Source organism: Arthrobacter sp. 001422645 (assembly GCF_059816125.1).
In genome coordinates this window covers 93,155-118,644 of the sequence record NZ_JCBANT010000004.1, presented here as the reverse complement: position 1 = coordinate 118,644, position 25,490 = coordinate 93,155, and the positions used below count along the sequence as shown (strand labels likewise).

Genomic DNA, 25,490 nt, shown 5'->3' with positions numbered 1-25,490 from the left:
CGTAAAACCGGCCCGATGGACGACGCGGCGGTCCGGCTGGCGGAACTCCTGATGATCAAGCCGAAATGGCGCGGCTGGATCCACACCGTGACGGCTCCGCTGGCGCTGGCCGCCGGTCTGGTGCTGGTGATTCTTGCGCCGACGCCGGACCTGAAGATCGCCTGCGCCATCTATGCCTTCACCGGGGTGCTGTTGTTCGGCATCAGCGCCATCTACCACCGCGGGAACTGGTCCCCCGGCGTCAAGATCGTGCTGAAGCGGCTGGACCATACGAACATCATGCTGGTGATCGCCGGAAGCTACACGCCGCTGGCCTGGGCCCTCCTGGACCGGCCGAAGGCCGAGCTGCTGTTGTGGGTGATCTGGTCCGGGGCCATCCTGGGCGTGTTGTTCCGCCTGCTGTGGACCCATGCCCCGCGCTGGCTGTACGTGCCGATCTACATCGCCCTGGGCTGCGGCGCGCTGTTCTACTTGCCGGATTTCTTCGCCGCCAACGTGGCCTCCGCCGTCCTGATCTGCGTGGGCGGCGCCCTTTACATCACCGGCGCCGTCTTCTACGCGCTGAAGAAGCCGAACATCAGCTACTCACACTTCGGTTTCCATGAGCTGTTCCATGCCCTTACTGTCTTTGCCTTCGCCGCGCACTACATCGCGATTGCCATCGCCGTCCTGAGCTGAAGTCCCCGAGGGCCGGGGCGCGGCCTGGGCTGTGCATCCGCCGGAACTTGATGCTCCGGGGTGCCGGTGACCCCTCGACTCAGCGCTTGCCGACCGTTAGAGTTCCCGCATCTGTCCCGGACACTTTCTTGGAGGCCACCATGCTCAACGGAATCAGCAGGATGGCAGGCGCTGTGGCGGCGCTGGTGCTTTCGCTCGGCATGATCGGACCATCGGCGACGGCGGTTGCCCCGGGCGCCTACGACATCGACTCAGCCTCCAGCCTGCAGGTGGTGGTTAATAAGCACCGGCCCTTGAATCCGGCCACGTATGTGCCAGGGCAGCTGGTCAGGATCCAAGGCGAACGCTTGCGGTTAGAGGCCGCGGACGCCTACAAGCAGCTGGCCAAAGCCGCCAAAACGGCCGGCGTGAACATCATTCCGGTCAGCGGCTACCGGTCGTACAGCCAGCAGGCCAGCCTCTACGACAGCTACGTGCGCCAGTACGGCCAGGCGACGGCGGATACCCTCGCCGCCAGGCCCGGCTACAGCGAACACCAGACCGGCCTGGCGATAGACATCGGCAACGCCAGCGGAGTCTGCGCCCTGCAGGCCTGCTTCGCAAACACCCCGGCCGGCAAGTGGGCGGCCAATAACAGCCGGACTTACGGTTTCATCATCCGCTACCCAGCGGGGGCCGAGGGCACCACCGGCTACACCTACGAGCCGTGGCATCTGCGGTACGTAGGAAAGGTGGTCGCCCAGGAGATGAAAAACGTCGCCACCCTGGAAGACTACTTCCAGCTGGAAGCAGCCCCGGATTACCTCCCGTAGTGGAATCTCTTCCCCGTGGCGTGGCTGGCCGAGCCCCGAAGGACTGAACGGCCGTCGTCAAGGCCGTCCGGCCCCAATGAGCGCGGGCAGCTGCCGCATGTCATGGAAAACGGTGGTCCCGGGACCGGCCAGCCGTCCCTCCGGGGTCACGCCGCCGGCGTACGCGAAGACGTGCATCCCGGCCGACCGGGCCGCCTGGACGCCGTGGGCGCTGTCTTCGACGACGGCGCACCGCTCCGGTGCGGCTCCAAGCGTCGCGGCGGCATGCAGGAACAGGTCCGGGGCGGGTTTGCCGTTGGCGACCTCCGATGCGCTGAAGATCCGGCCTTCGAAGCGGTGCCAGAGTCCAGTTTGGCCCAGCGTCCGCCGCATCTTGGCGTGGCTCCCGCTGGAGGCCACGCAGTGCGGGTGGACGATCGCGTCCAGCGCCTCCACCACACCGTCCACCGCAGTGAGCTCACGCTCGAACGCCGCCCGGTACCAGGGGACGTACTTCCGGTCCCAGCCCTCCCCCAGTTCGATGCCCAGTTGATCTTCGACCGTGGCAATGAAATCGGCCTCTGACCGGCCGACGAAGAGGTCTACAATCTCTTCCAGCTCCAGCGCCCAGCCGAGGTCCGCGAGCACCAACTGGTCCACCCGGACGGAGATCACCTCGGAATCGACCAGGACACCATCGCAGTCGAAGACAACAAGGTCGAATCCGTGAACAGTCACTGCGCCAGTCAGCGGTTTCCGGGTCCGGTCTCGCCGTTGGCTTCCGGACGGCCGCCGGGCTGGCCGGCGTCGTACCGGACGTCGGGCTGCCCGTCAGCGGCATCCGCTTCGGCGGCGGCGCGTTCTTCCTCCACCTGGGCCCGGTAACGGACCCGCCGGATGCGACGCACCATGTCCACAATCAGCAGGGCCGTCAGCACCACGATGAAGGCGGTCAAGAGGAAACCCAGCAGGCCGGGGGTCACCTGGTCCTGGGACAGTCCGGGGCGCAGCGACGGCGTGGGGGCGGGCGCCGGGGTGGTTGCCAGGGCGAGGAGCAAGGAGTGCACGGTGGGGACCTTCTATGGGGCTGAATGGCGGGCCGGCGGGGGCTGGCCGCCGAGCAGCGTTGAACTGAATCCACAACGTCTTCTACACGTCATAGAAATGGCCTGGGTCTATCTTAGCCCGGCGAAGAAGTCCTTCTCGGGCAGGTCGGCCGGGACCCGGGACTGGATCAGCGAGTAGTCCTCCCAGGGCCACACGCGGCGTTGCATCGCCGGCGACACCGCGAAGAAGAAGCCCTCAGGGTCCACCTGCGTGCGGTGCGCCCGCAACGCGTCGTCGCGGGCTTCGAAGTAGTCCCCGCACTCGATCTGCGTGGTGGTGGCGTGGGTGGGTGCCGGCGGGGTGTGGCCTTCCGCGTCGGTTTCCAGCCAGGCCGCGATCCGCTCGGCGTACGGGGACTGGAGCCCGGATTCCTCCAGCGCAAAATGCAGGGCACGGAACCGCTCGGGGCTGAAGGCACGATCGTAGTAGAGCTTGCTGGGAGCCCAGGGCTCACCGGTTCCCGGGTAGCGGTCCGGATCGCCCGCGGCTTCGAAGGCCTCGACGGCGACGCGGTGCGCCATGATGTGGTCCGGGTGCGGGTAGCCGCCGTTCTCGTCGTAGCTCAGGACCACTTGGGGTCTGAACTCACGGACCAGCCGGACCAGCGGCGCGGCCGCCCGCTCCAGCGGCAGCGTCGCGAAGGAACCTGCTGGCAGCGGCGGCAGCGGGTCGCCTTCCGGGAGCCCGGAATCCACAAAGCCCAGCCAGCGCTGGCTGATGCCCAGGACCTTGGCGGCCTGCTCCATCTCGAGCCGGCGCGCGCCGGCCATGTCGCGTTTGGGGTGTGGTTCCCCCTCCACTGCCGGGTTCTGGATGTCGCCACGGGAACCGTCGGTGCACGTGGCCACCAGGACCTCGACGCCGGCCGCTGCGTACATGGCCATCGTGGCGGCGCCCTTGCTGGATTCGTCGTCGGGATGAGCATGGACAGCCAGCAGTCGAAGCGGCGCTGACGGGCTGGTGGACGCTGTCATCGTGGGACGGCTCCTCTTTCATCAATGGGGTTCATCTTGGGGTACGGATCTTCAGGCGGGTCTTCAGGCAGGTCTTCAGGCAGGTCTTGAGGCAGGGGTATCGGACCGGACCGGCGGACACCCCTCCCGATCCACACTAAACTGGACTGGTGACTTCCAAGGATCAGCCTGCCGCGCCTGCCCCGGCATCTCCCAGCCTAGCCAATCGTTACGGCGGCCAAAAGCGAACGCTGAGCGGTAAAGCCAAACGCACCATCCTGATCCTTGCCCTTGCGGCCGGAATGGGCTTTATGGCCTGGATATCGACGTCGAACGCGACCGAGAGCGTCACCTTCAAGGACATCGGCTACAGCACGCCGGACGCCACTGTGGCGGAGATCGATTTTCAAGTCACCAAGGACCCGGCCACCGCGGCCAAGTGCTCGGTCAAGGCGCTGGATTCCAAGTTCGCCGTCGTCGGCTGGAAAGTGGTGGACATCGCCCCCAACGCCGCCGACGCCGGTTCCGACGGCGGCCGCACCACGGTCCACCGGGCCACGGTGCGCACCGAGTCCCAGGCCGTGTCCGGCGTCGTCGACAGCTGCTGGATCCCCGACGCCGGCAACTAGCGTCGCGGCAGTAAGCCGGCCCGCCGGTCGCCGGGCGGCCGTAACGCGGTGTGATACACGCCGCAGGGTTCTTTGGTTTATCCACAGGATTGACTACAATGGATCAATACCTTTCCCCCGCTGAGCTGGTTGCTGAGTCCCAAAAGTGGCCACCGTGGCGGGGTCTTTGCTTGTTTGACCATAAAGGAGAAGTCCGTGTCTACCACCAACAGCGCAACTGCAGCTTGGCTTACCCAGGAAGCTTTTGACCGCCTGAAGGCAGAGCTGGACCACCTCTCCGGCCCCGGCCGGGCGGAAATCGTCCAGAAGATCGAGGCGGCGCGCCAGGAGGGCGACCTCAAGGAGAACGGCGGCTACCACGCGGCCAAAGAGGAGCAGGGCAAGATCGAAGCCCGCATCCGCCAGCTGACCGCTTTGCTCCGGGACGCCCACGTCGGCGAATCCCCGGCGGACGACGGAATCGTCGAACCCGGAATGATTGTTGTGGCCAAGATCGCCGGCGATGAGGAAACCTTCCTGCTCGGTTCCCGCGAAATTGCCGGCGACTCGGATCTGGATGTCTTCAGCGAGAAGTCACCGCTGGGTGCTGCCATCGTCGGCCACAAGGAAGGCGACAAGCTCAGCTACACCGCCCCGAACGGCAAGGACATCACCGTGGAAATCGTCTCCGCCAAGCCGTACGCCGGCTAATACTGTTCACCTGCTGCACCGCAGCGCACGACGCCGGTCCTCCCCTAGCGGGAGGGCCGGCGTCGTGCGTTGCGGCGCGGTTCATTTCGGCGCAGTTCATTTCGGCGCAGTGCGCTACTGCCGGGTGCGCGGAGCTCCTGCCCGCGGGACGCTCAGGAGCAGGGCGGCAAGCACGCCGCCGACGGCCCCGCCGAGGTGCGCCTGCCACGAGACATAGCCGGCCACCGTGGGGAGGATGCCGAAAAGGATCCCCCCGTAGGTCAGGAACAACACCACTGACAGCAGGATCTGCCACCAGTTGCGGTTAAAGAAACCGCGCACCAGCAGGAACGCAAAGAGGCCGAACACCAGCCCCGACGCCCCCACGGTGACGTTGAATCCGCCGATCAGCCACACCACAACCCCGGAGGCCAGCCAGCTCAGTGCCAGGGTTGTGAAAAAGACGCGGGTCCCGGACAGCAGCACCAGGAAGCCAAAGATGATCAGCGGCAGCGTGTTGGAGAACAGGTGTGCCAGGTTGGCGTGCAGCAAGGGGAAGGTCAGGATGTCCAGGAGCCCGTCCGGGCTGCGCGGGCGCAGGCCGAAGGTGCCGTTGAGCGAACGGAGCATCAGGGTGTTGATGATCTCGATGACGTACAGCACCAGGACAAACGATCCCACCACCAGCAGTCCCTTGCGGGCGCGCGCGGCGGTAGTATCGGCGGCGCGCGGCCTGCCGTTCCGGGTGGAGTCAAGCATCGCTGCCCCCTAGTGCACCACAATCGGCTGGAAGCCTTCGGCCCGGAGCGCCGCGAGGACCTTCTCGCAGTGTTCGTGGCCTTTCGTCTCCAGGTTCACGGTAATGGACACATCGCCCATGCTGATCGAGCCGCCCACGCGGGTGTGGTCCAGGCCTGTCACGTTGGCGTCGTTCTCGGCGATGATCCGGGCGATCGTGGCCAGTGAGCCGGGACGGTCGTCCAGCATCATGCGCACGGTCATGTACCGTCCCGCGGCGGAGAGGCCGCGCTGGATGACCTTGAGCATCAGCATCGGGTCGATGTTGCCGCCGGAGAGCACCACGGCGACGGTTCCCGGGTTCTCGATTTTGCCTTCCATCAGCGCCGCGACGCCCACTGCCCCGGCCGGCTCGACGACCATCTTGGCGCGTTCCAGCAGGAAGATGAGCGCGCGTGCCAGGGCGTCCTCGCTGACGGTGACGACGTCGTCGACGAGTTCCCGGATGATGCTGAACGGAAGCTGGCCGGGCCGGCCGACGGCAATGCCGTCGGCCATGGTGGAGACGCGTTTGAGCGGAACCAGGGCGTCCGCCGCGAGGGAGGGCGGGTACGCTGCCGCGTTTTCGGCCTGGACGCCGATGATCCGGATCTCACGGCCCAGTTCCTTGGCCCTGGCCTTGACGGCCACGGCCACTCCGGCGAGGAGTCCGCCGCCGCCGACGCCCATCAGGATGGTGTCGACATACGGCACCTGTTCCAGGATTTCCAGTCCCACCGTGCCCTGGCCGGCAACGACGTCGACATCGTCGAACGGGTGGACGAAGACGGCCCCGGTCTCGTCCGCATAGCGCTTCGCTTCGGCGAGGGCCTCGTCGACGTTGTGGCCGTGCAGGACCACCTCGGCGCCATGACTGCGGGTGGCGGCCAGTTTGGGCAGGGCGACGCCCAGCGGCATATAGATCCGCGCTTTGATGCCCAGGCTCTTTGCCGCGACCGCCACACCCTGGGCGTGGTTTCCGGCGGAGGCCGCGACGACGCCACGTTTCTTCTCCTCCGGCGAGAGTTTGGCCATCCGGACGTAGGCGCCGCGGACCTTGAAGGACCCGGCCCGCTGCAGGTTTTCGCACTTGAGGAAGACCTCGCCGCCCACCATGGCGCCCAGGGCGCGGGAGGATTCAACTGGCGTCCGCGTGATAATCCCGTCGAGCAGCTTCTGCGCCTCCAGGACATCGTCCAGCGTGACGGGCAGGCTCTCAAGGGTGTTCACGAACTAGTCTCCTTTTTCGGATCAGACTTCGGATCAGGGTGTGGACCCGGCACCCCGTCCGGCATCGCTGCCCGGGGAACCGTCGTCGGGTGCGGCGCCGTTGCCGCGGCCGGAGGCTACGCCCGGCAGGCGGGCGTCCCCCACGGGGATTTCCGCGCCGGACGCAGGTCCAGGAATGTCCTGCTGGCCCCAGGTGGCCGGCGCACTTTCATGTTCCCACGTTCTGCCGGCAATGTAGCGAATCGACGAGTTTGCTACGGCCAGGATGGGAACAGAGAACAGGGCCCCGGGAATTCCGGCAAGGTAGGACCCGGCGGCGACGGCCAGGATGACGGCCACGGGGTGCAGCGAGACGGCCTTGCCCATCACCAGGGGCTGGAGGATGTGGCTCTCCAGCTGCTGGACCAGCAAAACGATCCCCAGCATGATCAGCGCGTTGACCCAGCCGTTGGCAACGAGCGCCAGCAGGACGGCGACGGCGCCGGTCACGAGGGCGCCGACGATCGGGATGAAGGAGCCGAGGAACACCAACACACCCAGCGGCAGGGCCAGCGGCACGCCGATGATCGCGGCCCCGACACCGATCCCGACTGCGTCCACGAAGGCGACGAACATCTGGATCCTGGCGTAGCTCACCATCGAGGCCCAGCCGACGCGGCCGGCTCCGTCGGTTGCGGCGCGTGCTTTCCGGGGCAGGAGCCGCACGAGGAAGGCCCAGATGCGGTCTCCTTCCAGCAGGAAGAAGATCAGGATGAACAGCGCCAGGATCATGCCGGCCGCGAAGTGCCCGGCCGTGCTGCCAAAGGAGAGCGCGCCGCTGAGAATGCTGCTGCTGTTGTCTTGCAGGGCGGCCGTGCCCTCTTTCAGGTACTGGTCGATCTGGGCCGCGGAGAGGTGCAGCGGGCCGTCCGCGAGCCAGACCTGGATTTTCTGGATCCCGGTCAGCGCCTCGCTCCACAGCTCGGCGAAGCCGGCTACGAGCTGCCGGCCGACGAGGGCCAGCGCCCCGCCGATCACACCGATGAAGCCCAGGACGGTGATGGCGACCGCGAGACCGTTGGGAACCCGGTTCCGCCGGAGCCAGTTCTTCACCGGCGCCAGCAACCCGGCCAGCAGCGCGGCAACCATGACCGGAATCAGGAGGAAGCTGACCCTGCTAAGCAGCCACACCAGCGCGCCGGCCATAAGAATGATGAGCCCGAGGCGCCAGGACCACGAGGCTGCGATCCGCACGCCGTACGGGATGTCTTGGTCGATTTCCCGGTCCGTGACAGCCCGCACCTGTGCGGTGGAGACGCCGGCGGGGAATGTGGCGGCGGCGCCGGCCGAGTGACGGGTGGCAGCACGGGCTGCGTCGGAATGGTCTCGCGGGGCGGCCGGGTCAGCTGGGGTCATAGCCCCATGATTCACCAGCGCCGCCCGGATGGGAAACGCTGCCGTCCCTCACGGCTCAAGGGACGCGCTGATCCCCCACGTCATGGCGAACCGCTCCCCCGGCGGCAGCCAGCGGAGGCCGTCGCCGCTGTTGAACGCGTTGGCCGGACCGGTCATCGGTTCGATCGCCACGGCCTTGGCCCTGCCCGGGAACTGCGTGGTGACGAAGACATGGACGTAGCCGCAGCTGGCGTCCTGCCAGAGGCTCACGTGGCGCCCGTCCGGTGCGCTCAGCGTGTGGCGGGCAATGCCAGCGTCGAACGCCAGGTCGGTGTAGGCGGAATCGAGGTCCAGATCGGCCACCAGCCGCCCACCACGGAGGTCGAAGTCGCCGCTCACGGGTTCCGTGCCGCGCGGGATCAGGCGCTGGTCCGTCTCAAGCCTTGTGCGGGCACCCACAGTGACAGTGAGCTGCTCGCTGGGCACGTCCCCAAGCCGGAGGTAGGGATGGGCGCCGAGGACGAACGGAGCCGGCTCCTGGGAATCGTTGATCAGCTGCTGCCGGACCACAAGGCCCAGGTCCGCGGCCAGTTCGTAACGCACCCGGTGGCGCAGCAGGAAGGGGTACCCGTGCTGCGGGAACACGGCCGATTCGAGGGTGACCGAGAATTCGGATTCGTCGACCAGTTCATAGGAGGCGTTGCGCAGCAGTCCGTGGCTGGCATTGTTGCGGGACACCTCGGTGATGTCCAGCTGCTGCTTCTTGCCGTTGAGGTACCAGACGCCGTCCTCCACGCGGTTGGCCCACGGCGCCAGCGTAATGCCGGCGGCGCCCGGCGAAATCTCCCCGTCCCCGTAACTCTCCGTCAGTGCCGCGCCGCCCCGGCTGTACAGCCGCAGCCCGGCGGCCAGTTCGGTGACGACGGCGAGCGCGTCACCGCGCCGCAGCTCATACTGCCGGCCCGTGGCATAGCGCCGGACGGAAGGGTCCGGGCCGGGGCCGCCGGTGGAGTTCGCGCTGTGGGGGGATTCCGGGGAAGCGGGGCTTTGCAGGTCCATGGTCCCCACCGTACCCAGCCGCGCGCCGCGGCGTATACCGTGGATCCATGACGCGCCATTTTAGGACCGCCACCGCAGCCGGCGCGGCATGACGCCGCGCCTCGACGCCGGGCAGCTGGCCGCCAGGTTTCAGTCCGTCTTCGGCGCTGCGCCGGACGGGGTGTGGCAGGCCCCGGGCCGGGTTAACCTGATCGGCGAGCACACCGACTACAACGAGGGTTTCGTGCTGCCGTTTGCGATCAACAGGACCGCCCGCGTGGCGGTCCGCCGGCGTTCGGACTCCACCATCAGGCTGCTGTCCACCTTCGGCAACCAAGGACTGACCACGGTGGATGCCGGATCCCTCAGCCGGGGCACGGCGAGGGGCTGGACCAAATATCCGCTGGGGGTCCTCTGGGCGCTGCAGCAGCGCGGACTCCACGTGGGCGGACTGGACCTGCTGCTGGACTCCGACGTTCCGCGCGGCGCCGGGCTGTCCTCCTCCCACGCCATCGAATGCGCCGTCATCACAGCGGTCAACGAGCTCGCCGCGGCGGGCCTGGATACTCGGGAGATGGTCCTGGCGACCCAGCGCGCGGAAAATGACTTCGTCGGCGCCCCCACCGGCATCATGGACCAGTCAGCGTCCCTGCGCGGGGCGGCCGGGCATGTCCTCTTCCTCGACTGCCGCAGCCAGGACATCCGGCTGGTGCCGTTCGACGCCGACAGCGCCAGGCTGGTGCCGCTCGTGATCGACACGAAGGTGTCGCATTCCCACGCCGGCGGCGGCTACGCGTCCCGGCGCGCCTCCTGCGAACGGGGTGCCGGGATCCTCGGAGTCAAGGCGTTGCGCGACGTCGGGCCGGACGACCTGGACGCGGCGGCCGGCCGTCTGGACCCGGAGACGTTCCGCCGGGTGCGGCACGTGGTGACGGAAAATGAGCGGGTCCTGCAGGCGGTCAAGGTCCTGGAAACCGCCGGGCCGGCGGCGATCGGACCGCTGCTGGATGCGTCCCACGCCTCGATGCGGGACGACTTCGAGATCTCCTGCCCGGAACTGGACGTCGCCGTCGAGGCTGCCCGTTCCGCCGGCGCGGTCGGCGCCCGGATGACCGGGGGCGGTTTCGGCGGTTCGGCCATCGCGCTCACCCCGGCAGCGGCCGAGCGGCAGGTGCGCGCCGCCGTCGGACTTGCCTTCGCGGCGGCCGGGTACGCGCCACCGGAGATCTTCAGCGTCCGGCCGGCAGCCGGGGCGATGCGCCTGGCATAGGCGGAGCGTAGGCTGGGCGCATGCCAGAAGCCGTCATTGTTTCCACTGCCAGAAGCCCGATCGGACGCGCCTTCAAAGGGTCGCTGAAGGACGAACGGCCCGACGACCTCGCGACCGCCATGGTGACCGCGGCGCTGGCCCGGATTCCGTCCTTCGACGCGGCCGACGACGCGGGCCGGGGCCTGGACGATCTCTATCTGGGCTGCGCCGAGCCCAGCGGCGAAGCCGGTTCCAACATGGCCAGGGTGGTCACCATCCTGGCCGGACTGGACAACGTTCCCGGGGCCACGATCAACCGCTTCTGCGCCTCCAGCCTGCAAACGCTCCGGATGGCCTTCCACGCCATCAAGGCCGGCGAAGGACACGCGTTTGTTGCCGCCGGAGTGGAGTCCGTGTCCCGTTACCGTGACTGGGCCGGCGCGGGAGAGACGGACGCCAGCACGCACAATCCGCTCTTTGATGCCGCCCGGCAGCGCACCGCCGCCAGGGCGGGGTCCAATACCCCGTGGACGGATCCGCGGCTGGGCGGCCGTATGCCGGACATCTATATCGCCATGGGCCAGACCGCCGAAAACGTCGCAACCAGCTTCGGCATCAGCCGGGCGGACCAGGACGCCTGGGCCGTGCTGAGCCAGAACCGCGCCGAGGCAGCCATCGCCTCCGGATTCTATGCCCGCGAGATCACCGCCTACACCCGCAGGGACGGCACCGTGATCGACCGGGACGACTCCCCGCGGGCCGGCGTCACTATGGAGTCGGTCAGCGCCCTGCAGCCGGTCTTCCGCGCCGAGGGCACCGTCACCGCCGGCAACGCCTGCCCGCTGAACGACGGAGCGGCCGCCGTCGTGGTGATGAGCGATTCGCGGGCGCGCGAACTCGGGCTGGAACCTCTGGCGCGGATTATCTCCACCGGCGTCAGCGCCCTCTCCCCCGAGCTCATGGGCATGGGCCCGGTGGAGGCGAGCCGACGGGCGCTGGACCTGGCCGGGCTGGGTATCCAGGACATCGACCTGGTGGAACTCAACGAGGCCTTCGCGGTGCAGGTCGTCGCCAGCGCCAAGGAACTCGGGATCGATCATGACAAGCTCAACGTCCACGGCGGCGCCATCGCACTGGGCCATCCTTTCGGCATGACCGGCGCCCGGATGACCACCACCCTGCTCAACGGCCTCCGGGAACGCGATGCGACCCTGGGGCTGGCCACGTTGTGCGTCGGCGGCGGCCAGGGCATGGCCGTGGTGCTGGAGCGGCTGGGCTGAGCGGGCGCCTACCGCCGTCGGCACCGCCGCCGCCCGCCACCGCACAAGATTGGCGCACAGCGCCGCCACAACTGCAAAGAGGAGCCCCGCCGTGTGGCGGGGCTCCTCTTTCTTGGTTCTCAGGTACCGGCAATCAGCCGCGGGTGTTACTCGTCGCCGCGGAGGATCGCCAGGAGGCGGATGATCTCAACGTAGAGCCACACCAGGGTCACCGTGAGGCCGAAGGCCGCGGTCCAGGAGAAGCGCTGCGGGGCGCCGCTACGGACGCCGGCTTCGATGCTGGTGAAGTCCATAATCAGCGAGAACGCGGCCAGGCCGATCGCCAGCACGCCGATGAAGACGCCCAGCGGGATGCCCATGATCTCCATTGAGGTGCGCAGGCCGAACGGGGAATCGACGGCGCCGGTCCACATCATGACCATGTTGATGAGCGCGAAGACGGCGTAGCCGATGGTGGCGATCATAAAGAAGCGCATGGCCTTCGGCGTGGCCCGGACCTTGCCGCTCCGGAAGAGCACCAGGGTCACGGCGAACACGGAGAGCGTGCCGATCACGGCCTGCAGGCCGACGCCCGGGTACATGTTGTCCAGGATCCGCGTCAGGCCGCCGAGGAAAAGACCCTCGAGGGCTGCGTAGGCCAGGATCAGCGCAGGAGACGGCTGCTTCTTGAAGGTGTTGACCAGGGCGAGGACGAATCCGCCCAGCGCGCCGACGATCATGAGCATGTAGGCCAGGCCCTCTGCCACCACCAGGGTGACGGCGGCACCGGCAACCACGGCGCCGAGGCAGGCCGCGGTCTTCATGATGACGTCGTCGTAGGTCATGCGTCCCGTGTCGGCGGGGCCGGCGGCGGGCCGGTTGTACATGTCCTGGAGCTGGCCCTGGGTCATGCCCTGCTGGGCAGCGCTCCAGCCGGCCTGGCCGTCCATGACCTGGCCCGGGGCGCGGCCCGGAACCTGGCCGTACTGGCCCTGTCCGTAGTGGCCCTGTCCGTACGCCTGCGGGGCAGGCGGTGCCTGGGTGGCTCCACGGAAGTTCTTTCCGTTGAAGACTGGGTTTCCGCCAAGTGCCATTGCTGGTGTCCTCCAAATAAGGGGGTGAGTATTGATCCGGTGGTGATCTGTCGGAACTCGTTACGAGTCGGGGCTCGTTACAAGTCGGTGCTCGTTACAACACGCTACCAATTCCAACAGCTGGCATGCAGGGATAGTTCCCGGGACGCCGCTCCCGCAACCCAACCGTGACCTCTCCGCCGTGTTCCGGCTCCGGACGGCGCTGCGCGGCGACGGAATGTTTAGGCATACTCCGGATCAACAAAAGTTTACTTTAGGACAGGTAAAGCACCCCGCCGCCCGGGCTTCACGGTTGTTACCCGATCGCGACGTTCCGCCTGCTCGCGACGGCATTCTTTGCCCCGCGCGGGCTGTAACATAAGCCAAACAGGGTGACGGATATCACAAGCCTTACCGCTCCACCGCATCGCACCACGCACCACCCTCCGTCCCCCTGACTGTTCGCAGCGGTTGCAATGGCGCAACCCACACCACCCCCATGTGGAGGTTTTCATTTTGAGAAGCACACCGAGAGGCCTGTCGCAGAGACGGCGCGGCAGACTGCTGAAAGTTGTGGGGGCTGTTTTTGCCGCCGTGGCCGCGCTACTGCTGATCGTCGCGCCGGCATCACAGGCCACGAGCCCCTCTCCGACACCATCCCCGTCGGCAACCACGTTCCAGAACAGCATCAGCGGCTTCCTGCGCGGCGACGACCGCGCCCCGATCGCTGACGTCACCATCACCGCCACGAACGGCGACTTCACCGGAACGGCGACGTCGAATGCCAACGGCTCCTGGACTATCGGGGTACCCACCCAGGGAACCTACAAGGTCGAGCTGGATGAATCCACGCTCCCGGAGGGCATTCAGCTCGCGGAGGGCCAGCAAAACCCCCGCGAAGTCACCTTCAGCCAGACCTCCAACCTCTCGGTGATCTTCGCCTTCGGCGAAGGCATCGTGGTGCAGCAGCAGGATTTCGGCCAGAACCTGATCAACCGCCTCGTGGCGGGCCTGAGCTTCGGTCTTCTGCTGGCCCTTGCCTCCGTTGGCCTCTCGCTGATCTTCGGCACCACCGGGTTGACCAACTTCGCCCACGGTGAAATGGTCACCCTCGGCGCCGTCCTGGTGTTCTCCTTCAACGCCATGAACCTTCCGTTCTGGCTGGCCATCCTGCTCGCGCTGCTCGGCGGCGGTCTATTCGGATACGTCCAGGACGCGGGCTTGTGGAAGCCGCTGCGGCGCCGCGGCACCGGCCTGGTTCCGATGATGATCGTCAGCATCGGCCTCGCGCTGGCCGTCCGCTACGTGATCCAGTTCTTCTTCGGCGGCGCCACCCAGCAGCTGCCGTTCGCCCAGAGCTCGGAGATACAGCTCGGCCCGATCTCCATCTCCCCCAACAACCTCTGGTCCCTCGTGATCAGCGCGGTGGTCATTGCGATCCTCGGCGTCGTTCTTCTCAAGACCCGCCTCGGCAAAGCCACCCGCGCGGTCGCCGACAACCCGGCCCTGGCGGCGGCCTCCGGCATCGACGTCGACTCCGTCATCCGGATTGTCTGGGTCACCGGCGGCATGCTCGCGTCCCTCGGCGGCATCCTGTGGGCGTACTACCGGCCCGGTGTCACGTTCGACATGGGTTCGCAGATCCTGCTGCTCATCTTCGCCGGCGTCACGCTGGGTGGCCTCGGCACTGTGTGGGGCGCCCTGATCGGCTCCATCATCGTCGGCATCTTCGTGGAGCTGACCACCGTGTTCGGCCTCGCCGCCGACCTTAAATACGTGGGAGCACTGTTCATCATGATTATTGTCCTTCTGATCCGGCCCCAAGGCATCTTGGGCCGGCGCGAGCGCGTGGGTTAGGAGACAGCCATGGACTTCGGATTTATTTTTTCCAGCGCTGCCGGAGAACTGTTTAGCCCGACGACGGCGGCATACGCCCTCGCCACGCTCGGCCTTGCGGTTCACTTCGGCTACGCCGGCCTGCTCAACTTCGGCCAGGCCGGCTTCATGGCGGTGGGAGCCTACGGCTTCGCCATCTCCACCCTGACGTTCGGTGTTCCGTTCTTCGTCGGTCTTCTGATCGCCGTGGTCTGCTCGGCCATCTTCGCGTTGCTGCTGGGTATTCCCACCCTCCGGCTGCGGGCCGACTACCTGGCCATCGTCACGATCGCGGCGGCGGAGATCGTCCGTTACATCGTCACGACCAACCAGCTGACCGCCATCACCGGTTCGGCCAACGGCCTCGCCGCGTTTGAAGGTGACTTCTACGCGATGAACCCGTTCCCTCCGGGTTCCTACATGGGCATGAACAACCGCGACTTCTTCATCCGGGTAGTCGCCTGGGCAGTCGTGGCCCTGTTCTGCACCTTGGTGTGGCTGCTGATGCGCAGCCCCTGGGGGCGCGTCCTCAAGGGCATCCGTGAAGACGAAAACGCCGTCCGCTCGCTCGGCAAGAACGTGTACGCCTACAAGATGCAGGCCCTGATCATCGGTGGTGTCCTCGGCGCCCTGGCCGGCATGATCTTCACCCTCCCCCGCGGCGCGGTCCAGCCGGCGAACTACGGCACCGAACTGACGTTCTTCCTCTACACCTGCCTGCTGCTCGGCGGCCTGGGCACGGTGCTGGGGCCGGTCGTCGGCGCCATGATCTTCTGGGTCGTGCTGTCCCTCACTCAAGGCATCCTGTACGGCCTGATCGAATCCGGCGCCATCACCTGGCTGAACACCGTCCAGGCCGGCCAGCTGCGCTACATCCTGGTGGGTGTCGCGCTGATGCTGCTGATGATCTTCAGGCCCCAAGGTGTCCTCGGCAACAAGAAGGAGCTGGCGTTCGCATGAGCACGCAGAGCGAAGAACCCCGAGAGTCGGAAAATATCGACTACATGACGGACACGCGTCCGATCGCCGCGGGCGAGGCCGCCCCCGGCTGCAAGAAGCGCGATCCGATCGTGGTCGCGGAAAACGTCACCCGCAGCTTCGGCGGCATCAACGCCGTCGACGTCGAGTATCTCGAAATCCCGCGGCACAAAATCACCGCACTGATCGGCCCGAACGGTGCGGGCAAAACCACGCTGTTCAATCTGCTGACCGGCTTCGACACCCCCAACACGGGCAAGTGGCAGTTCGAGGGCAACAGCCTCGCCGGGGTCTCCTCCTACAAGGTGGCCCGGATGGGCATGGTCCGCACGTTCCAGCTGACCAAGGTCATGGGCAAGCTCACCGTGATGGAGAACATGCGTCTCGGCGCCTCCCATCAGTCCGGCGAGCGGCTGTCCAAGGCCCTGTTCAAGGGTATCTGGGGCGGCCAGGAAAAGAAGATCACCCAGGAAGCCAATGTGCTGCTGGAGAAGTTCAAGCTGGACGCCAAGAAGGACGACTACGCCGCGTCCCTGTCCGGCGGACAGCGCAAGCTCCTGGAAATGGCCCGCTCGCTGATGGTCCGGCCCAAGCTGGTCATGCTCGACGAGCCGATGGCAGGCGTCAACCCGGCGCTGACGCAGTCGCTGCTGGACCACATCAAGAACCTCAAGGCCGAGGGCATGACCGTGCTGTTCGTCGAGCACGACATGCACATGGTGCGGCACATCGCCGACTGGGTCGTGGTCATGGCCGAAGGCAAGATTGTGGCCGAAGGCCCGCCGGTCGAGGTCATGAAGAATCCGGCCGTGATCGACGCTTACCTGGGCGCCCACCACGACGTGGATCTCGGTGACTCGGAAGGCATCAAGGAGCTGGCCGCTGAACTGGTCGCCGATGAGGAATCGATCGTCGGCACCGAAAATGCCGGCATCATCTCGCTCGACGTCGTCGCCGGTGAAACGGATTCGCCCGCGGTCCCGGACAGCAACGGTCCGCCGCGCGGACGGCGCAGCGCCGAGGAGCCGACCCGCACAGAGAAGGACACAGAATGAGCGCCACCAGCGCGGCAGCCGCCGCCACACCAGTCCATGACGAGGATTCGGTCGTCAAGGTCACCGATCTGGTGGCCGGCTACATCCCGGGCGTCAACATCCTCAACGGCTGCAGCATCGAGGCCCGCAAGGGTGAGCTGATTGGCATTATCGGTCCCAACGGCGCAGGTAAGTCGACCCTGCTCAAGGCGATGTTCGGCCTGGTCAAGGTCCACTCGGGTTCCGTCGTGGTGCGCGGGCAGGACATCACCGGGCTGAAGGCCAACAAGCTCGTCAGCCGGGGCATCGGCTTTGTGCCGCAAAACAACAACGTGTTCGCCGCGTTGACCATCGAGGAAAACCTCCAGATGGGCATGTTCCAGCGGCCCAAGGACTTTGCGGAGCGCTTCGACTTCGTCACGGGCCTGTTCCCGGAACTCGGCAAGCGGCGCGCCCAGCGCGCGGGCTCGCTCTCCGGCGGCGAACGCCAGATGGTTGCGATGGGACGGGCCCTCATGATGGACCCGGCCGTGCTGCTGCTCGACGAGCCCTCGGCGGGCCTCTCCCCTGTCAAGCAGGATGAGACCTTCCTCCGGGTTCACGAGATCAACCGTGCAGGCGTTTCGGTCATCATGGTGGAACAGAATGCCCGGCGCTGCCTGCAGATCTGCGACCGCGGCTATGTCCTGGACCAGGGCAAGGACGCGTACACCGGCACCGGCCGGGAGCTCATGAAGGACCCGAAGGTCATTCAGCTGTACCTGGGCACCCTCGCCGACACCGTCGAGTAATCCCCCGGCAGCACCGCAGCAGAAGGGCCGTCACCAGCCGGTGGCGGCCCTTCTGCGTGCCCGGGGTCCAACGTCCGGGCTTCCCGCCGTCCCCGGCGGCTCCGGGCGCCTCCGTGGTGACCTCCGGGCGCCTCCGCAGCCGCTTGCTCGGCGCCTGCGCTCGTCCCTCCCCGGCGGCCCCCTCCCCTCGCACGCTCGGGCAGGGAACCCCGCCCCCCGTGGGCCCAGCGCAACCACGGCGCTTTCACAAGCATCTGCCTCCGTCGCCCTCAGCGTTAATCCCACCTGCCACTCCCTCCCAAAACGACGCGGTGTCATGCAGCGCAGCGTTCTGGCCGGGCCGTCGAACCACGGAGCCGGGTTCCCGCCGTCGGGCAGTCCCATGCCGTTCAAAAGGCCGCTGCGCCTGACGCCCCGACTGCTCCCCCGCACGCAAAAGACCCCCGCCCAAGGGGCGGGGGTCTCCTGGTGGCTTGGGAAGGGTGGGCTTAGAGCTTGCCGAACTCTTCCTTGGATGCCTTGTAGGTGTTGTCATCCTGGAACTCGTAGATGCCGACGTATGCTTCGGTCGGGTCACCGGCGTCGGAGAACGTTACGGGGCCGGACTGGCCGTCGTAGTCGATGTCCTTGCCGTTGCGGAGCAGGGTGACGCAGGTCGGGAAGTCGCTGCACTTTTCGCCGCCTTCCGAGACTGCCTTGAGCTGCTTGGCGATGTCGACGCCCTTGGTGCTCTTGGCGGCTTCGGAAGCCAGTGCGATCAGGTTTGCGGCGTCGTAGGATTCGCCTGCGTAGCTGTAGTCCTTCAGCGCGGGATCGATGGCCAGGAGCTTCTTCTTGAAGTCCTCCTTCGCGAAGGTGCCCGGGATGGTGCCCTGGGCGCCCTTCAGGGTTCCGGCCTGGAAGTCCTTGCTGTAGTCGGACATGTTGCCGTCTACGAGGAAGAGCTGCGTGGGCTTGATGCCCTTGCCGGTCATCAGCGGCACGATGCTCTTGGCCTGGTCAAAGGTGATCAGGGCGATGGCATCCGGCTTCGCGGCGATGACCTTGTCCACCTGGCTGCTGAACTGGGAATCACCTTCGTTGAAGAGTTCCTCTGCGACGACCTGGCCGCCGGCTGCCTCGAACGCCGACTTCACGTTCTTCGCGAGGCCTGTTCCGTAAGCGTCGTTCAGGACGATCATGCCAACGGTCTGGGCGCCACAGGTGGCCATGTAGTTGCCGAGGACCTTGCCCTGTAGCACGTCAGAGGGAGCGGTGCGCCAGTAGAGGCCCTTGTCGTCCCAGTCGGTGAAGTCAGGCGAGGTGTTCGCCGGGGAGAACTGGATGACGCCTGCGCCGGTGATCTGGTTGATCACGGTCTTGGAAACGCCGGAGGATGCGGCACCGATGATGGCGCCGACGCCCTGGCCCAGGAGGGCGGTGGTGGACTGCGTGGCGATGTCGGTCTTGGTGTCGCCGGAGTCGCGGTGGATGACCTGCACCGGCTTACCCAGCACACCGCCGGCCGAGTTGATTTCCTTGATGCCAAGGTTGACACCCGCGATCTCGGGCGGGCCAAGGAAGGCCAGCGACCCGGTGGTCGGCAGGAGCGAGCCGATCTTCAGCGGGGTGTCAGTGGTGGTGGTGGAAGCAGGAACCTGGCCGGTGTTGGTCGCGGCCGATGTTCCGGCGCCAGCTCCAGCGCTGGGTGCCGGGCAGGCGATGCCCGCGGCGTTGGCAGAGGCGGATCCGGTCGACGTCGGGGTGGACGAGCCACCACAAGCCGTAGCCAGAAGGGCGACGCCGATGCTAAGCGCGGTCAGCTTAGCGATGCGGGGTGCCACCTGGGGGAGTGAAGTCATTTACAATCTCCTCGATCTAAAGGTGCGAACGGCCTTTGATGCGAATGATCAGGTGTTCCTGATTTAACTTCAAGCTAGTGCAATTCCGGCCCGATCCAAAGTGACTACGGTCACATCCTTATAACACTCGTTGCATAGAGGAAATCTGGCCGCCGGACCCGGGCGCGCCAGGAACAGTGCCCCAGGTGGGACTCGAACCCACAACACGCGGATTTTAAGTCCGCTGCCTCTGCCAATTGGGCTACTGGGGCGCCCGGTCAATGGTATCCCGCCGGACCGCCGGCTAGGCGACGCCGAACGGCTTGGCGTAGCGGAATGTCCCGCTCACGCCGCCGGGCCAGACGGCCAGCGGCAGCAGCTGGAAATGCCCGCCCCAGGCCGGGTCGGGGGCCTCCACGCCGAGGGAGGTGGACGCCACGAAGCCGAACCGCGAGTAGTACTCCGGATCGCCCAGAAGCGCGATGCCGCGCTCCCCCGCGGCGTTGGCCCGGGCGATCGTTTCCTTCATCAGCGCGCTGCCGATGCCGTGCCGCTGCAGGCGCGGGACGACGCCGATGGGGCCCAGGCCCAATAGCGCCAGCTCCCCCGCCCAGGCACGGGTGCTGATGACGTGACCAACGACCTCGCCGCCGAGCTCAGCGATGACGCTGAACTCCGGCAGGTAGTCCTCGCACTCGAAGAGCGCGGCCAGGAGTGCCACTTCCTCGGGCTCGCCCTGGACGGGCAGCCCGGTGACCGGTGAGACCGCGAAGGCCGCGGCGGTGAGGGCCAGGACGGCAGGCCGGTCCGCGGGCTGTTCACTGCGCAACACCAGTTCCGGGGCGGGCTTGTGCTCCCCGCTGGCCGCGACCAGCTCGTGCAGCACCTCGAGCGCCCGGTCGGCGTCCGCGACAGGGACCAGAATGTGGTCGTGATGGAAGCCGGCCAGGACGTTGCAGCTGATCTTGGCCTCGGTCAGGGCGGCGCTGACGGCGGCGGTCAGGCCGATGGCCTCGAGGGAGGAGTGCACCTGGAGGGTGATCCATGCTCCGACGAAGTCGTAGGACAGTCCGAGGCTGTCGGCTTCGGCCCGCGGCAGGACGACGGTCAGGCCCTCTGCCTCGCGGACGGCGGCAGCGACCGCACCGGCGAGGGGCCTGCCGTGGGGCCAGAGGACGTAGACGAACTCGCCCTCACGGAGTTCCGGGTGCATGGTGGCCAGCAGGGTGTGGAGGTCCTTTTCAGCTGTCATGGGGCAAGTCTAGGCGGGGCACCGCCCGGTGCGGGCCGGGATCCGGCGGATGATGACGGCTTAACAGCGACGGCGGCCGCTCCCCCACAGGGGAACGGCCGCCGTCGAACGGTGATGCAGGCTACTTCGAGTCTGCCGACACGGCTTCCTTGTTGGCAGCCTTGCCCGCCCCGGCCGCCGGCTTCTCAGCCGAAGGCGCGGCGGGAGCCGCAGCCGGCTTGGGTGCCGGTGTCGCGGCGGCAACGAACGCACCGCGGGGGTTGTCCAGATCGACCAGCTGGGTGGTGTCGCGGCCAACGAAGAACGCCAGGATCCAGCCGAAGATCACGCGGAGCTTGCGTTCCACAGTGGGCATGGCCAGGCCGTGGTAGCCGCGGTGTGCAAGCCAGGCGAGGGGTCCCTTGAGACCAATCCGGCCGACGATGTTGAGGTTGGCGACACCCTTCCATTCGCCGAATCCGGCAACGGCGCCCAGGTTCTTGTGCTTGTAGTCCTTGAGGGGCTTGTCCCAGCGGGATGCCCACAGGTTCTTGGCAAGCCGCTTGGCCTGGCGCAGGGCGTGCTGGGCGTTGGGGACGCAGGTGCCGTCCGGCAGCCCGCTGCCCGTGAGGTCCGGCACGGCTGCAATGTCGCCGGCGGCCCAAGCGTTTTCGATGATGCCTTCGTCCCCGGCGATGCGCAGATCCGGAAGGACGCGCACGCGGCCGCGGGGCTCCAGCGGGAAGTCGGTGGAACGGATCATCGGGTTGGCCTGCACACCGGCAGTCCAGACCAGGGTGTCCGACTCGAATTCCTGGGCCGGGGTCTTGTCCGGGAGGTTGATGAGCTTCAAGGAGCCCTCGGCGTTGTCGAGGGAGGTGTTGAGCAAGACCTCGATGCCGCGGCTGCGGAGGTGCTCGACAACCCACTCGGCCTGGTTGGCGGTGACTTCCGGCATGATCCGGCCCATGGCCTCGACCAGGACGAAGCGGACTTCCTCCTGCTTGACGCGCGGGTTGTTCTTGACCGCGGCGCGGGCCAGGTCTTCCATCTCGGTGATGCATTCGATGCCGGCGAAGCCGCCGCCGACGACGACGAAGGTCAGGGCCCGGGCGCGTTCCACCGGGTCGGTCATCAGAGAGCCGGCTTCGATCCGCTCGAGCACACCGTTGCGCAGGGCGACGGCTTCCTCGATGGTCTTGAGGCCGATGCCCTTGTCCGCGAGCCCTTTGATCGGGAACGTGCGGGTGATCGCGCCTGCGGCCACCACGACGTCGAAGTACGGAACCTCGAAGGTCTCGCCGCCGTCGGCCGGGGCCACAACAGCCGTGCGGCTGGCGTGGTCGATCGACGTGACGCGGCCCTGGATCAGTTCCGTCTGCTTGAGGTGCTTGCGGTGCGAGACAACGGCGTGGCGTGCCTCGATGTTGCCGCCGGCAACTTCGGGGAGGAAGGGCTGGTAGGTCATGTAGGGCAGGGGATCAACGAGGGTGACGATGCCACCGGCATTCGCGATCTTCTTCTGCAGTTTGAGGGCTACGTACAGGCCGACGTACCCGCCGCCGACGACGAGTACCCTGGGACGGTCCTGGAGCTGAGGGGAGGATGCCATTCCCCAAGAATACCGCACTTTGTGAAAAACTTCACTAACTACGGCTTCCCGCTGGAATCCGCGGAATCAAGCACCCCGGTTTCCGGGTTTCCGGAGCTGTCGGACCCGGCCTTCGGGTCCGTCCGGACCGCACGCCGGAGCTGGAAGAAGGCGGCTCCCACGATGCACAGGAACAGTCCGCCGAAGCCGAGCACCACCATGGCCGGCACGGCGCTGTCCAGCCCGGACGGGGCCTCCGCCACCGGGACAGTGGGCTCCGGGAGGGTGGGCGCGGCGCTGGACGGGGTCGGCGCGGCTGCGGCCGGTGCGCTGGACAGGTTGCCCCGACGGTGCACCCGGATCCAGTCGGAAATCGACCCCAGCGGATTGACCCGGGTTTCCGGCACATCGTCCTTCAGCGCAGCTTCGGCGTTGAGGATCCCGAATCCGTACAGCGGGTCCTTCCCCGGAGCGCCGGCATCCTTCGCGGTGCTCACGATTCTGTTGATGACCTGATTGGCCGTCATGTCCGGCCATTTGGAACGGATGAGCGCGGCAACACCGGCGACGATGGGGGTGGCGCCCGAAGTGCCCGCCCATTCCACGTAGCCGCCGCCGGGCATACCCCCGATCAGGTCTTCTGCGGGGGCCGCCACGCCGATGCTGATCCCCTGGGACGAGGAATCGACGCTGGCCTTTCCCTTGCGGTCCAGGCCCGCGACGGTAAGCACACCAGGGATGGTGGCGGGGGCCCCGACCTGGACGTTGCCGCCGCCACGGTTGCCTGCGGCGGCAACGATCACAACGTCGTTCTGCTCGGCGTACAGGAACGCCGCGTCCCAGCTCTGCGGCCATTCCGGTGAGGTGCTGCCGAGGGAGATGTTGATGACGCGGGCCCCGTTGTCGACAGCCCAGCGGACGGCCTGGGGAATCTGGTCCTGGTCGCTCTTGCCGCCCGGGTTCGCCGATCCGAGCCACGTCGAAACGGACAGCAGCTCCGCTTCGGGGGCCACACCGACGATTCCGTCCGGTCCGACGGTCGGCCCGGCACTGGGGCTGGGGCTGGGGCTCGCCTTTTCCGTCGACTTCGCGGGCTGGTGGCCCCGGCCTGCGAGCATAGTGGCGACAAGGGTTCCGTGCTCGGGCTTCGCTCCGATGCTCTTCTGGCCGTCCGTGCTCCCGGCACCGGAGACATCGACGCCGCCGGTCAGGACGCCGGCCAGGTCGGGATGTTTGCCGTCCACGCCGCTGTCGATCACGGCGACCTTGACGTTGGCGCCCTTGGACACCTCCCAGGCCTTGGTGATGCCGGACTCCGCGAGCCAGTATTGCTTTTTGCGCCAGTCATCGGCGTGCGCTGCGGGCGCGGCCGTCAAGCCGGCCGCAAGGGTACCGCCCGCAAGGGCCAAGGCCATCAACGCGGAGGCGGCCCGGCGTCGCCGGTCTGTTGCTCTGGTCATTCGGGTCCTATCGGCGGGACAGCTGGTGGCGCTGCGGTTGCGGTGGCGCTGCGGAACGCCGAGGGATCGTGGTGGGGAGGTGCGAACGGGCGCCGTTCGGGCGGGCGTCCGCCGGCCACGCGGCCGGCCTGCGGCCTAGCTGATACTCAAGGCAATTCCGTCAAGAATATCGTGTTCGCTGGTGACTGCCGTCGTGACCCTGTGGCCGGTGGCGTCAGCCAGCCGTTCCAGGACGCGCCGCCAGACGAGGGCGCCTGCCCCGATCACGTCCACGCGGCCGGGGTGCATGTAGGGCAGGGTGGCGCGCTCCGCGTGGGACATGGCGAGCAGTTCAGTGCAGGCCCGGCGCACGTCGTCGAGCGAAAGTTCGGTGCCATGGATGGCCTCCGCGGAGTATTCCGGCAGCCGGAGCGCGTGGGCCGTGATGGTGGTGACGGAACCGGCCACACCAACGACGGCGGTGCTGCGGTCCAGCGGAACAGTCATCGCCACTTCATCGAGGGCAGCGTCGACGTCGGCCTCCGCTGCGGCGATCTGCTCGGCTGTGGGCGGGTCGCTGCGCAGGTGGCGTTCTGTCATCCGGACGCACCCGACGTCGACGGACCTGGCAGCGATGACGCCGTCGGCGTTGCCCAGCACGAACTCGGTGCTCCCGCCGCCGAGGTCGACCACGAGGATGGGATCCTCGCCGCGCGAGGGCAGGACGCTGCTGGCGCCCGCGAAGGACAGCGCGGCTTCCGCGTCCCCGGTGATCACTTCGGGTTCGACGCCGAGGAGCCCGCGGATGCCGTCCACGAAGTCCTGCCGGTTGCGGGCGTCGCGTGTGGCCGAGGTCGCGACGAAGCGCACTCTGGTGGCCCCGTGGCTCTCGATCAGCCCGGCATAGTCGGCGGCCGCGGCGAAGGTCCGGTCCAGGGCCTCCGGCGCGAGCTCGCCCGTGGCGTCCACGCCCTGGCCGAGCCGGACGACGCGCATTTCGCGCACGACGTCGGCCAGCCAGGGAGCACCGCCGTCCGATTCCACATCGGCGATGAGCAGGCGGATCGAGTTGGTGCCGCAGTCGACGGCGGCCACGCGGGTCACTGTCCGGCCCCGCTGGCGTCGGCTGAACCGGCGGTTCCGGTGGCGCCGGCGTCTCCGGCGCTGCCGGGATCTTCGGTGCGTGGCTTCCGGACCGGGGCCGGCCGGCCCACGATCTCCGGAAGCCCCTGCGGGCCGTGCCGGCTGAGGTCCTGGGAGGGGGCTTCGCCGCCGGTGTCCCACGCGCCGTCGCAATAGCAGCGCTCTGGTGTCCACCACTCGCTGATGGCTGCGATGGCCTCGTCCCCGAGCGGGTTCACGCCCGGTCCGGCGGCCAGCGAATGCCCCACCAGGACGTGCAGGCACTTGACGCGGGTAGGCATGCCGCCGGCGGAGATGCCGTCAATCTCGGGGACAGCTCCGATGCCTGACCGGGAACCGATCTCCGCGCGGGAGGCCAGATAGGCCTCATGCGCGGCGCGGTAGTCCGCCGCGAGGTCCGCGTCTCCCCCGAGCCGCTCATTCATTTCGTTCATCAGGCCCGCCGCCTCCAGCCGTGACACCGCCGAGGTAATGACCGGGTGCGTGAGGTAGAAGGTGGTGGGGAACGGTGTGCCATTGCTCAGCCGCGGCGAAGTGGCCGCCACCAGCGGGTTGCCGCAGACGCAGCGGGCCGGGATCTCGACGACGTCACGCACCGGGCGCCCTAGTTGCCTGCTCAGGACATCGAGGTCGCGGGGCGAGGGCCGGCGGGAATCCGCCACGGAGCCGGATAAATCCGGGGTTGCCGGGTTGTGTGCGCTCGGGTCCGCTGCCGCGGGGGCCTCGTCCACTCGGTTCTCGTCCACGGGGGCGGCACCTTC

The 25,490-nt window shown here is 67.4% G+C and carries 24 protein-coding genes and 1 tRNA gene; 10 read left to right on the top strand and 15 right to left on the bottom strand.

Features of this window, described 5'->3' with window-relative positions; translation table 11 throughout:
* Positions 1–15: 15 nt before the first annotated feature.
* Positions 16–678 (top strand): PAQR family membrane homeostasis protein TrhA, encoded by a 663-nt coding sequence (gene trhA / locus AC6EUH_RS06825; RefSeq protein WP_499738214.1) that lies wholly within the window; start codon positions 16–18, stop codon positions 676–678.
* A gap of 140 nt (positions 679–818) precedes the next feature.
* Positions 819–1,490 carry a M15 family metallopeptidase gene (locus AC6EUH_RS06820; protein ID WP_499738163.1) on the top strand — a complete coding sequence of 224 codons (672 nt, stop codon included), beginning with the start codon at positions 819–821 and terminating at the stop codon, positions 1,488–1,490.
* A gap of 57 nt (positions 1,491–1,547) precedes the next feature.
* Here AC6EUH_RS06820 and AC6EUH_RS06815 read toward each other — a convergent pair whose 3' ends face one another.
* The 3 genes from AC6EUH_RS06815 to mca all read right to left on the bottom strand — a co-directional run bounded on the left by AC6EUH_RS06815 (position 1,548) and on the right by mca (position 3,550).
* On the bottom strand, positions 1,548–2,207 hold the full coding sequence (locus tag AC6EUH_RS06815) for an HAD family hydrolase (RefSeq protein WP_056433106.1): 660 nt from the start codon (positions 2,205–2,207) through the stop codon (positions 1,548–1,550).
* A gap of 8 nt (positions 2,208–2,215) precedes the next feature.
* A complete protein-coding gene (locus AC6EUH_RS06810; RefSeq protein WP_499738162.1) occupies positions 2,216–2,536 on the bottom strand; it encodes a hypothetical protein in 321 nt (106 codons plus the stop codon).
* Positions 2,537–2,644: 108 nt separating this feature from the next.
* Positions 2,645–3,550 carry a mycothiol conjugate amidase Mca gene (gene mca / locus AC6EUH_RS06805; RefSeq protein ID WP_499738161.1) on the bottom strand — a complete coding sequence of 302 codons (906 nt, stop codon included), beginning with the start codon at positions 3,548–3,550 and terminating at the stop codon, positions 2,645–2,647.
* A gap of 149 nt (positions 3,551–3,699) precedes the next feature.
* On the opposite strand from mca, the gene AC6EUH_RS06800 reads away from it, so the two are divergent.
* The gene (locus tag AC6EUH_RS06800; protein ID WP_056433101.1) at positions 3,700–4,158 is read left to right on the top strand and encodes a DUF4307 domain-containing protein; all 459 of its coding nucleotides are present in this window, start codon (positions 3,700–3,702) and stop codon (positions 4,156–4,158) included.
* Positions 4,159–4,353: 195 nt separating this feature from the next.
* On the top strand, positions 4,354–4,848 hold the full coding sequence (greA, locus tag AC6EUH_RS06795; protein ID WP_056433100.1) for a transcription elongation factor GreA: 495 nt from the start codon (positions 4,354–4,356) through the stop codon (positions 4,846–4,848).
* A gap of 114 nt (positions 4,849–4,962) precedes the next feature.
* Here the strand turns inward: greA and AC6EUH_RS06790 are convergent, their stop codons facing one another.
* The 4 genes from AC6EUH_RS06790 to AC6EUH_RS06775 are packed head-to-tail and all read right to left on the bottom strand — an operon-like array spanning position 4,963 to position 9,267.
* The gene (locus AC6EUH_RS06790; protein WP_056433099.1) at positions 4,963–5,586 is read right to left on the bottom strand and encodes a rhomboid family intramembrane serine protease; all 624 of its coding nucleotides are present in this window, start codon (positions 5,584–5,586) and stop codon (positions 4,963–4,965) included.
* 9 nt (positions 5,587–5,595) lie between these two features.
* Positions 5,596–6,834, bottom strand: a complete 1,239-nt coding sequence (gene ilvA, locus AC6EUH_RS06785; RefSeq protein WP_056433098.1) for a threonine ammonia-lyase — start codon at positions 6,832–6,834, stop codon at positions 5,596–5,598.
* Between the two features lie 33 nt (positions 6,835–6,867).
* On the bottom strand, positions 6,868–8,229 hold the full coding sequence (locus tag AC6EUH_RS06780; protein WP_056433097.1) for an AI-2E family transporter: 1,362 nt from the start codon (positions 8,227–8,229) through the stop codon (positions 6,868–6,870).
* A gap of 48 nt (positions 8,230–8,277) precedes the next feature.
* Positions 8,278–9,267, bottom strand: a complete 990-nt coding sequence (locus AC6EUH_RS06775; protein WP_499738160.1) for an aldose 1-epimerase family protein — start codon at positions 9,265–9,267, stop codon at positions 8,278–8,280.
* A gap of 88 nt (positions 9,268–9,355) precedes the next feature.
* Between AC6EUH_RS06775 and galK the strand changes: the two genes are divergently transcribed.
* Positions 9,356–10,516: a galactokinase gene (gene galK / locus AC6EUH_RS06770; RefSeq protein ID WP_056433094.1), complete on the top strand. Its 1,161-nt coding sequence runs from the start codon at positions 9,356–9,358 to the stop codon at positions 10,514–10,516.
* A 20-nt stretch (positions 10,517–10,536) separates the two neighbouring features.
* Positions 10,537–11,775 (top strand): acetyl-CoA C-acetyltransferase, encoded by a 1,239-nt coding sequence (locus AC6EUH_RS06765; RefSeq protein ID WP_056433091.1) that lies wholly within the window; start codon positions 10,537–10,539, stop codon positions 11,773–11,775.
* Positions 11,776–11,921: 146 nt separating this feature from the next.
* On the opposite strand, the gene AC6EUH_RS06760 is transcribed toward AC6EUH_RS06765, so the two are convergent.
* Positions 11,922–12,848: a Bax inhibitor-1/YccA family protein gene (locus tag AC6EUH_RS06760; protein ID WP_056433089.1), complete on the bottom strand. Its 927-nt coding sequence runs from the start codon at positions 12,846–12,848 to the stop codon at positions 11,922–11,924.
* A gap of 552 nt (positions 12,849–13,400) precedes the next feature.
* On the opposite strand from AC6EUH_RS06760, the gene AC6EUH_RS06755 reads away from it, so the two are divergent.
* Genes AC6EUH_RS06755 through AC6EUH_RS06740 form a run of 4 tightly spaced genes read left to right on the top strand, consistent with a single transcriptional unit; the run spans position 13,401 to position 17,505 of the window.
* Entirely contained in the window at positions 13,401–14,684 is a 1,284-nt protein-coding gene (locus AC6EUH_RS06755) for a branched-chain amino acid ABC transporter permease (RefSeq protein ID WP_156367647.1), read from the top strand.
* A 9-nt stretch (positions 14,685–14,693) separates the two neighbouring features.
* Positions 14,694–15,662 (top strand): branched-chain amino acid ABC transporter permease, encoded by a 969-nt coding sequence (locus AC6EUH_RS06750; protein WP_056433086.1) that lies wholly within the window; start codon positions 14,694–14,696, stop codon positions 15,660–15,662.
* A complete protein-coding gene (locus tag AC6EUH_RS06745) occupies positions 15,659–16,735 on the top strand; it encodes an ABC transporter ATP-binding protein (protein WP_056433083.1) in 1,077 nt (358 codons plus the stop codon). The genes AC6EUH_RS06750 and AC6EUH_RS06745 overlap by 4 nt, the downstream gene beginning before the upstream one ends.
* Positions 16,732–17,505: an ABC transporter ATP-binding protein gene (locus tag AC6EUH_RS06740; protein WP_056433080.1), complete on the top strand. Its 774-nt coding sequence runs from the start codon at positions 16,732–16,734 to the stop codon at positions 17,503–17,505. The genes AC6EUH_RS06745 and AC6EUH_RS06740 overlap by 4 nt, the downstream gene beginning before the upstream one ends.
* A 488-nt stretch (positions 17,506–17,993) precedes the next feature.
* Here AC6EUH_RS06740 and AC6EUH_RS06735 read toward each other — a convergent pair whose 3' ends face one another.
* The 7 genes from AC6EUH_RS06735 to AC6EUH_RS06705 all read right to left on the bottom strand — a co-directional run bounded on the left by AC6EUH_RS06735 (position 17,994) and on the right by AC6EUH_RS06705 (position 25,391).
* Positions 17,994–19,346, bottom strand: a complete 1,353-nt coding sequence (locus tag AC6EUH_RS06735) for an ABC transporter substrate-binding protein (RefSeq protein ID WP_056433078.1) — start codon at positions 19,344–19,346, stop codon at positions 17,994–17,996.
* A 177-nt stretch (positions 19,347–19,523) separates the two neighbouring features.
* Positions 19,524–19,597 (bottom strand) — tRNA-Leu (locus AC6EUH_RS06730).
* A 32-nt stretch (positions 19,598–19,629) separates the two neighbouring features.
* Positions 19,630–20,577, bottom strand: coding sequence for an N-acetyltransferase (locus tag AC6EUH_RS06725; RefSeq protein WP_499738159.1), 948 nt, complete (start codon positions 20,575–20,577; stop codon positions 19,630–19,632).
* Between the two features lie 121 nt (positions 20,578–20,698).
* Positions 20,699–22,168 carry an NAD(P)/FAD-dependent oxidoreductase gene (locus AC6EUH_RS06720; protein ID WP_056433073.1) on the bottom strand — a complete coding sequence of 490 codons (1,470 nt, stop codon included), beginning with the start codon at positions 22,166–22,168 and terminating at the stop codon, positions 20,699–20,701.
* A 38-nt stretch (positions 22,169–22,206) separates the two neighbouring features.
* Positions 22,207–23,607 carry a S8 family serine peptidase gene (locus AC6EUH_RS06715; protein WP_499738158.1) on the bottom strand — a complete coding sequence of 467 codons (1,401 nt, stop codon included), beginning with the start codon at positions 23,605–23,607 and terminating at the stop codon, positions 22,207–22,209.
* 135 nt (positions 23,608–23,742) lie between these two features.
* On the bottom strand, positions 23,743–24,690 hold the full coding sequence (locus AC6EUH_RS06710; RefSeq protein ID WP_499738157.1) for a Ppx/GppA phosphatase family protein: 948 nt from the start codon (positions 24,688–24,690) through the stop codon (positions 23,743–23,745).
* A complete protein-coding gene (locus AC6EUH_RS06705) occupies positions 24,687–25,391 on the bottom strand; it encodes a DUF501 domain-containing protein (protein ID WP_499738213.1) in 705 nt (234 codons plus the stop codon). The genes AC6EUH_RS06710 and AC6EUH_RS06705 overlap by 4 nt, the downstream gene beginning before the upstream one ends.
* Between the last annotated feature and the right edge of the window lie 99 nt (positions 25,392–25,490).

Bases quoted from the DNA above. Each gene is read 5' to 3' on its own strand.
- trhA (WP_499738214.1), top strand. From the start codon at position 16: ATGGACGACGCGGCGGTCCGGCTGGCGGAACTCCTGATGATCAAGCCG.
- AC6EUH_RS06820 (WP_499738163.1), top strand. From the start codon at position 819: ATGCTCAACGGAATCAGCAGGATGGCAGGCGCTGTGGCGGCGCTGGTG.
- mca (WP_499738161.1), bottom strand. From the start codon at position 3,550: ATGACAGCGTCCACCAGCCCGTCAGCGCCGCTTCGACTGCTGGCTGTC.
- AC6EUH_RS06790 (WP_056433099.1), bottom strand. From the start codon at position 5,586: ATGCTTGACTCCACCCGGAACGGCAGGCCGCGCGCCGCCGATACTACC.
- AC6EUH_RS06780 (WP_056433097.1), bottom strand. From the start codon at position 8,229: ATGACCCCAGCTGACCCGGCCGCCCCGCGAGACCATTCCGACGCAGCC.
- AC6EUH_RS06775 (WP_499738160.1), bottom strand. From the start codon at position 9,267: ATGGACCTGCAAAGCCCCGCTTCCCCGGAATCCCCCCACAGCGCGAAC.
- galK (WP_056433094.1), top strand. From the start codon at position 9,356: ATGACGCCGCGCCTCGACGCCGGGCAGCTGGCCGCCAGGTTTCAGTCC.
- AC6EUH_RS06765 (WP_056433091.1), top strand. From the start codon at position 10,537: ATGCCAGAAGCCGTCATTGTTTCCACTGCCAGAAGCCCGATCGGACGC.
- AC6EUH_RS06760 (WP_056433089.1), bottom strand. From the start codon at position 12,848: ATGGCACTTGGCGGAAACCCAGTCTTCAACGGAAAGAACTTCCGTGGA.
- AC6EUH_RS06750 (WP_056433086.1), top strand. From the start codon at position 14,694: ATGGACTTCGGATTTATTTTTTCCAGCGCTGCCGGAGAACTGTTTAGC.
- AC6EUH_RS06745 (WP_056433083.1), top strand. From the start codon at position 15,659: ATGAGCACGCAGAGCGAAGAACCCCGAGAGTCGGAAAATATCGACTAC.
- AC6EUH_RS06740 (WP_056433080.1), top strand. From the start codon at position 16,732: ATGAGCGCCACCAGCGCGGCAGCCGCCGCCACACCAGTCCATGACGAG.
- AC6EUH_RS06735 (WP_056433078.1), bottom strand. From the start codon at position 19,346: ATGACTTCACTCCCCCAGGTGGCACCCCGCATCGCTAAGCTGACCGCG.
- AC6EUH_RS06725 (WP_499738159.1), bottom strand. From the start codon at position 20,577: ATGACAGCTGAAAAGGACCTCCACACCCTGCTGGCCACCATGCACCCG.
- AC6EUH_RS06720 (WP_056433073.1), bottom strand. From the start codon at position 22,168: ATGGCATCCTCCCCTCAGCTCCAGGACCGTCCCAGGGTACTCGTCGTC.
- AC6EUH_RS06715 (WP_499738158.1), bottom strand. From the start codon at position 23,607: ATGACCAGAGCAACAGACCGGCGACGCCGGGCCGCCTCCGCGTTGATG.